This window comes from Comamonas sp. GCA5, from assembly GCF_036541385.1.
GTDB lineage: Bacteria > Pseudomonadota > Gammaproteobacteria > Burkholderiales > Burkholderiaceae_C > Comamonas > Comamonas aquatica.
This window is the reverse complement of record NZ_JAZHFR010000126.1, coordinates 1-6,955: the sequence shown is the minus strand read 5'-3', so window position 1 is coordinate 6,955 and position 6,955 is coordinate 1. Positions and strand designations below refer to the sequence as shown.

Genomic DNA, 6,955 nt, shown 5'->3' with positions numbered 1-6,955 from the left:
CAGCGCCTTCGAGCTGGTGCGCGCCGACCGCTGAGCCCCCGCCGGTCACCGGCCACAGACCGGCCCATGCCGCACGGCACCAGGCGGCGCCAGCATGGCGGATGCGGCCACGCCACACCGGCGAGCAACTGCACGACCGCTGGCCGAACAAATAACATAGCACCAAACTCAATAGCAATAAGCTATTTTGTGCTTTTTGACCGTTGATCGCCCCCCGTGCGCGATAGCGGCCGTCACCGGGAATCCCTAGGATCGAGCGCTTTGCCGCCCTGCTGGGACCCATGACGCAAGACCACTTCGATCCCCCGCTGCTGATCCGCGAGCTGCAATCGCGCACCGTGAGCCTGGAACTCACCCCGTTCTTCTACAACGCTGGGGGTGAGCACTGCTACCTGGACCGGCTGCCCCCCGAGGCCACGCGGATCCAGCCCGCGCCCTGCAACCCCCAGGCCCGGGCCGGCCGCCCCTATACCGTGCGCGGCCTGCGCAACACCAAGCTGTCGCCCGGCTTTGGCGTGGAGTACGAGCTGGACCTGGCCGCCGAGGAAGTGGTGTTCGAGCCGCTGTGGGCCACCGCGGAGCATGCCGCCGCCTTCGGCATCACCGTCATCCAGCCCGGCCAGGGGCTGCGCATCGACAGCCGCTTCCCCGAGCTGCAGCACATGCACCTGGAGTACGGCGTGTTTGCCGGCCACTGGTCGCCCTACCAGGGCACGCAAAACCGCCTGTGCACCACCATCTGCACCGACCTGGAACACCACGACTTCCCGCACCTCTTCATCTCCTGCGACCCGGTCAAGCCCCTGGTGCTGAGCGTGGCGCGCTACTGGCCCGCCGAAGGCCGCATCCGCATGGCCGACCTGTGGATCCCGCAGGGCTGGAGCGTGTTCCTGCCGGCGCAGCCCGACAACGCCACGGCCCCCTGCGTGGACCTGCACAACAACCGGAACTCGGCACGCGTCTGCTGGGGCGACCTGTTCCAGGACCGCGTGCACACCCAGACCCTGCTGCGCGAGAACGACGACTCCTTCCGCTGGTACTGGAACCCGCTGCCCACGGTGCAAGCCGCCCGACCGCGCAGGCGCCGCAGCACAGCGCCTAAGCCCGGAGGTCGCGCCCCATGCCCCAGCTGCCCCCACCCCAGCCCATCGACCAGGACGATATCTACCGCACGCTGCTGGAGTCCACCCAGGCCATCCCCTGGAAGATCGACTGGGCCAGCCAGCGCTACGTCTACGTCGCCCCCCAGATCGAGGCCTTGCTGGGCTGGCGCACCGACGACTGGGGCACGGTGCAGGACTGGATCGACCGCATCCACCCCGACGAGCGCGACCAGGTGGTCCGCCGCTGTGTGGAGCTGTCGCAGGCCGGCGTTGACCACGAGGCCGACTACCGCGCGCTGACGGCCGACCAGCGCTATGTTTGGGTGCGCGAGACGGTGCACGTGCTGCGCAATGCGCAGGGCGGCACCGAGGCCCTGGTCGGCTTCATCTTCGACATCCACGAGCGCAAGCAGACCGAGCAAAGGCTGCTGGCGCTGCAGCGCGAACTGCAGGCCCTGTCCTACCAGGACAGCCTGACCCGCGTGGCCAACCGCCGCCGTTTCGACGAGGCGCTGGAGCAGGCCTGGGCCCAGGCCCAGACCGCGCAGACACCGCTGTCGCTGCTGGTGCTGGACATCGACTTCTTCAAACAGCTCAACGACTGCTACGGCCACCAGACCGGCGACCAGGCCCTGGTCCAGGTGGCGCAGGCGCTGGCCCAGGTCTGCGACAAGTGCAACGACCTGGTGGCGCGCTATGGCGGCGAGGAGTTCGTGGTGCTGCTGCCCAAGGTGGGCCTGGACATCGCCCGGCAGGTGGCCGAGCGCTTTCGCCGCCTGCTGCAGGAGCAGGCCATTCCCCACGCCCGCTCACCCTTCGGCCAGCAGGTCACGGTCAGCATCGGCGCGGGCAGCCTGGTGCCGCAGCCCGGCCAGGATTGCGCCGGCTTCGTGCACGCAGTGGACCGGCTGCTGTACGCGGCCAAGAACGCCGGGCGCAACCGCGTGGTCGCGCAGGCGGTGGTGCTGTAGACCGGGCAGTCACCGCAAAAAAATAGCACTCTGCGCGCACTGCACTTGGGCCAGCAACCGATTTGGCTCACCCCCCTCGCCCGGCGGGCATGAAAAATGTCCGATGTCAAGTCCCCGCTGTGGACCTGCACCGGCCTAAAACCCCTTACGCCACAGGCAGTTAGGCCTGGATCGGTCACTCTTTGGTGGTTGGCCTGCGTGGGCTAGGTGCCACATGGGAGCATGGCGGTGGCAAACACCGTCATGCTCTGGAGGGGGTTTCCCCCTCCGTGGAGGAACCAGTCAGGCAGCGATCGACGCCTCTGCGGCAGTTTTCGCCGCCTGCGACACGCTTTCGCGAAGCCGCACAGAGGCAGCGGCATCTGGGGTCGAACGGGTCACCTTGACGGCGGCCTGCGACGGCCAGTCCGTCGAACCGGTCAGAATGACCCCAGGCTGCTCGCCGAACTCGTTGGCGAGCCGCTGCCGGATCGACTCAGGGACAAAGGCAGCGCCGGGCAGCGCATACGCCAGGTACTCCACGAAGTACGGGTGCTTGTGCCAGCGCCCACCGTCAACGGCGCGCTCCATCGAACGCTCGAAGTGGGACAGCAGAACAGCCAGCGCACCTTGGCGCTGAGTTCCCTGGTCGGGCGAACGCATCCAGTCGTACCCGGTGCGCTTGACCTGCTCGCGCTCCTTGTACGGCATGGGCACGAAGCCCAGCGTCGCCTGCGCTTCCTCGAAGAGCTGATGCCGCTCGCTGTGCGCCTTGATGTCAGCGGGCAGCCTTCCATCAAAGGTGAAGGAGCAGAAGCGGCAGTGGTGCGCACCGCCGTCCATGTCCACGTGGCTGGCCAATTGCGCTTCGTAGCGCTTCTCCAGCTCGTGGAAGTGGCGCACTCCATACTCGGCCGCGGCAACGGCATTGAGCCGTTGCATATGCGTCAGGTCGGGGAGTGTGGCTTTGGCCGCCTTGGCGGCCTTCTTGAGGCGGGCCAGATCGGCCCATGTGATGGTGTTCATCTTCATTGGTTTCTCAATCGAAGACTCCTAGGGTCCGCTCAGTAGGAATCCGACCAAGATTCCAATGGAAATCGCCATTGGTAGTGAGTGAACTTTGCCATTGCGGACGGCCAGCACCTACCCGTGCATGGTGCCATCTTAGCAAGTTCAGCCAGGCGTGTGCGCCGGCAGGCTCTTCTGCGCTTTGCGCTTGGCATCCACCCGCCTAAAGCCCCGGTCCCCCGCCATGAACGCCTCTAGCATGTGCGGGATCAGCGTGGCCGCATCGGCCGCCTCGCCGTAGGTCTGTGCGTGCAGCGCGGCATAGCGGTCGAGTTCAGCCTTCAGACTGGTCGGGCAAGAGAACGTGAGCTTCGTGGCCTCGGTCTTGGGCAGCGGCCCCAGCCGCAGTTTCTTGGAGGTGTTCATTTCGCGGCTCCCCGGTTGAAGAACAAGGGCTGGTACGGACGCAAGACGAGGTCGCGGTTGGCGATGATGCGCACCGGCAGGCCCGGCCGCTCGGTCAGGGTGGGCTGGATGTTCATGTTGCGCCGGGTCATCTCCTGGCCGACCTGGTTCACGCTGTCCTGCAGGCTGTCGCGCCCGGCGATGATGACGCGGTTGCCGTCCTGCCGGTTCTGCGGCGCGGCCAACTCGGCGCCCACGCCCAGCAACGTGGTCAGCGCCGCGCCCGCGAAGACGCGATCCCAGTGCCAATCGACGCCATCCTCCAGGCCGGCGTAGCCGGCAGGATCGGTGCCCGCGAGGTTGTCGAGCTTCAGCGACGACGTGTCGGGCAGGATGATGCGGTTCCACACCACCTGCACGCGGCTTTGCCCGTAGCTCACTTGGCTGTTGTACTTGCCCAGGATGCGCGAGCCCTGCGGGATCAGCAGGAACTTGCCCGTGGCCGTGTCATAGACCGGCTCCGTCACGGTGGCGATCACGTCGCCCGGAAGATCGGACTTGATACCCGTCACCAGCGCACCCGCGATCACGGTCCCAGCCATGACCTGGTACGGCGAGGCTGGCATCTGCAGATTGCCGGAATTGAGGGTTTCCGTAGAACCGCCTTTCAGGAAAGCCTCTTTCTGGTCTTGCCGGTTCTGCGCAGCGGTGGGGTCGGTGGGTTGGGCCGCCGTCGAGGCCGGCCCGGCAGCCAGAGGATCGAACCCCGCCAAGGTCGATGCCGAACCGGCGGCGGCGACTTGCGCGGTCGCTGGCGCACTCGTCTTGCCGGGCGTGCCCGAGCGGAAGAATACCGACGAAGCCGCTGCGGCATCGGCCTCCTTGCGCCGTGCATCATCCGGGTCGTTGCCCGGCGGCGCATAGGTGGGCGTCGCCGGCTGCTGCGACTTCACGATCGCCGGGCCGAGATCGCCCGGCAGCGGCGGCCCCAGCTCGGGCACCTTCGCGGGCAGTTTGGAATAGTCCGAAGGCAGGCCGTCCAGCCCTTCGGACTTAGAGACACGATCTACGTTGTACAGCTCGGTCTGCTCGCCTGCATTGCGCCGGTGCGGCTGCAATGACCAGATCGTGGCTCCGAGCACGGCAACCGACAGGCCGCCGGTGAGGATGGCCAGCGTGCGTCGGTTCAGGCGCGTGACCGGACGCGGCTGCGCGCGCAGCGCCACCGCCTCGGGTGCCACCTTGCCCGCCTGCGGCGCAAGGTCAGGAGAATCGTCCTGGCTCATGGTCAGTTCCTCCGCGTGCCACTCGAAGCACCATCCGTGCGCTCAATCCGCACCACGTCGCCTTCAGTGCCCTTGCCGCCACCCAGGCGCAGCTCGGCCGCGCCGAACAGGCGATCGACGATGTAGTACGGCGAGCGGAAGCGGTAGTTCACCAACTGCCCATCGCCCTGCGCACCGATCACGAACAGCGGCGGCAGTTCGCCCTGGGCGATGCCCGGCGGGAACTGGATGTAGACCTTCTCGCCGTCATCGAAGGCGCGCAGCGGCTTCCACGGCGGATTGCTGCCGCTGACTGCGTAGCGGAAACGGATCTTCTCCAGCGACAGGCCAGTATCGACCGAAGCGGCAGTGCTGGCCGCCTGCGCCTGGCGCTGCAGGGCCAGCATCTTGTCCTTGGGGTACTCCCAGGACACCGAAGCCATCCATGTCTTCTCAGTCGAGGTCAGCTCCAGCAGATAGGTGCGCCGGCTGGTAGTGACGACCAGATTGGTCTTGAGGCCCGAGCGGATGGGCTTGACCATCACGTTGACGCGCAACGCATCACCGCTGCCGCTCGATGTGTCCCCAACGATCCAGCGCACGGTATCGCCAGCGGCCACCGTCACCAGTTCCTCGCCCGGTTGCAGCGAAACCACCGTCACGCGGCCCACGGCTGCATAGACCTGGTACAGCGCGCCATCGGTGAAGGGCCACACCTGGATCGCATTGACGTAGCCCTCGCGCGTGGGCGCCACACGGGCCTCGGCATTGGCACGCGACACGCGCACCTTTTCGTCGGCAGGCTCTGGCGCAGGCTTGGCTTCTTCACCTTCGGGCAGCGGCTTCAGCTGCGACGGCAGCGCGAGCGGCTGGGGCACCGTGACCACCTCCACCGGCTTGGGTGGCTCCGGCAGCGGCTGGGCCTGCACCGGCTCATCGAGCGAGATGGCCGGCGGCGGCTTGCCCTGCGAAGCGCAGCCTGCAAACAGGACGGTGGATGCCAGCAGGATCGCCGGCAAGGCGGATTTACGCAAAAGATCATTCATGGTTTTGCTCCTTCGTTTCCTTCCAGCTCACGGCTCCACGACAGCCCGTTGACGTAGATGCCCAGGGGGTTCTTGCGCAGCCGCTGCTCGGTGCGAGGGGTCTGCTGCACGATGGAAACCACTGCGTTCCAGCGTTCGGTGCGATCCAGCGCACCGTTCACAAAGCGCGTCTCCGTCCAGCGCACGTTGAACGACTGGTCGCTGGCGCGGGTCACGCTGCTGATCTGCACCGTCACCGACTCCTTGCCGATGCGCGCGAACGGATCGTTCACGCGGGCGTACTCGTTGAGCGCCACGGCACCCTTGTCCGTGGTGTAGTTGTAGGCATCGAGCCAGTTCTGCCGCACGACGATGGAGTCGATGGACAGCGAGCGCACCAGCCCGATGAAGCGGCCCAGGTGATAGGCCATCTGCGCATCGTTGGGTCGATATGGCGTGGCGGCCTCGCCGACCGCGCGCACCTGGCCCGCGTTGTCCACCTCCACCACGTAGGGCGTCACGATGGACTGCGCGGAACGCCAGACCAGGCCGCCCGCCATCAGCACGGCCAAGGTGAGGCAGCCCAGTGCCATGAAACGCCAGTTCTTTGCCTGCACGCGGGCCGAGCCGATACGCTCGTCCCACACCTGGCCTGCGGCTTGGTACGGAGTGGCAGGTTGCGGTGTGTCGGCGTAGCGCAGCTGCGGTCGTTTGAATCGCATGGGAGTTCTCCTTATGAATCGGAATCGCGAAGGCTTGGGCCCTGGCTGGAGCTGCCGCCATCGCCGCCACGCAGCGTGTGGGCGGCGGTGGTCGCGGCATGGGTGAGTTGCTGCCTGCGATGCAGGCGCTTGGCCCAGGCCGGCTGCTCGGTGGATGGAGGTCGTGCGGCGGCTTCGCTGGTGCTCTGCGTCCCAGCAGCTGCCCCCGATGCCGATCCGGCGTCATCGGGTCGGAAGGAAGCAGCGACACGCTCCTTCATCGAGCGCGCTCCGTCGGCCACCTTCTGTCCGGCGGCCTGCGCACCGGTCTTGGCCACGTTGCCCACGCCGGCGGGGGCACCCTTGAGGCTGCCACCGGCCGGGGCGGAACCTGCCTGGTACGCCGACCGGGCGCTGCCGGCGGTCGATGCCATCGAGCGGGCCCCGTCCCCAGCCATCCTCGCGGCGGCGGGTGCCATGCGCGCCCCAGCCGCCACG

At 67.2% G+C, this 6,955-nt stretch carries 6 protein-coding genes and 1 pseudogene; 1 reads left to right on the top strand and 6 read right to left on the bottom strand.

Translation table 11 applies throughout. The annotated features are described in order from the left end of the window. Window positions 1-1,120: 1,120 nt before the first annotated feature. Window positions 1,121-2,074: a GGDEF domain-containing protein gene (locus SJH88_RS18035; protein ID WP_274755268.1), complete on the top strand. Its 954-nt coding sequence runs from the start codon at window positions 1,121-1,123 to the stop codon at window positions 2,072-2,074. Window positions 2,075-2,356: 282 nt separating this feature from the next. Here the strand turns inward: SJH88_RS18035 and SJH88_RS18030 are convergent, their stop codons facing one another. From SJH88_RS18030 to SJH88_RS18005, 6 genes and pseudogenes are all read right to left on the bottom strand, one after another. Further along, entirely contained in the window at window positions 2,357-3,085 is a 729-nt protein-coding gene (locus SJH88_RS18030) for a hypothetical protein (protein WP_154163165.1), read from the bottom strand. 141 nt (window positions 3,086-3,226) lie between these two features. After that, window positions 3,227-3,487 (bottom strand): DUF2274 domain-containing protein, encoded by a 261-nt coding sequence (locus SJH88_RS18025; protein WP_154163164.1) that lies wholly within the window; start codon window positions 3,485-3,487, stop codon window positions 3,227-3,229. After that, window positions 3,484-4,752: a TraB/TrbI/VirB10 family type IV secretion system protein gene (locus tag SJH88_RS18020; RefSeq protein WP_154163163.1), complete on the bottom strand. Its 1,269-nt coding sequence runs from the start codon at window positions 4,750-4,752 to the stop codon at window positions 3,484-3,486. Before SJH88_RS18020 ends, SJH88_RS18025 begins: the two co-directional genes overlap by 4 nt. Before the next feature lie 2 nt (window positions 4,753-4,754). After that, the gene (trbG, locus tag SJH88_RS18015) at window positions 4,755-5,777 is read right to left on the bottom strand and encodes a P-type conjugative transfer protein TrbG (RefSeq protein WP_154163162.1); all 1,023 of its coding nucleotides are present in this window, start codon (window positions 5,775-5,777) and stop codon (window positions 4,755-4,757) included. Then, window positions 5,774-6,478, bottom strand: a complete 705-nt coding sequence (gene trbF, locus SJH88_RS18010) for a conjugal transfer protein TrbF (RefSeq protein WP_154163161.1) — start codon at window positions 6,476-6,478, stop codon at window positions 5,774-5,776. The genes trbG and trbF overlap by 4 nt, the downstream gene beginning before the upstream one ends. An 11-nt stretch (window positions 6,479-6,489) precedes the next feature. Further along, window positions 6,490-6,955, bottom strand: a pseudogene (locus SJH88_RS18005) (P-type conjugative transfer protein TrbL); the annotation flags it as partial.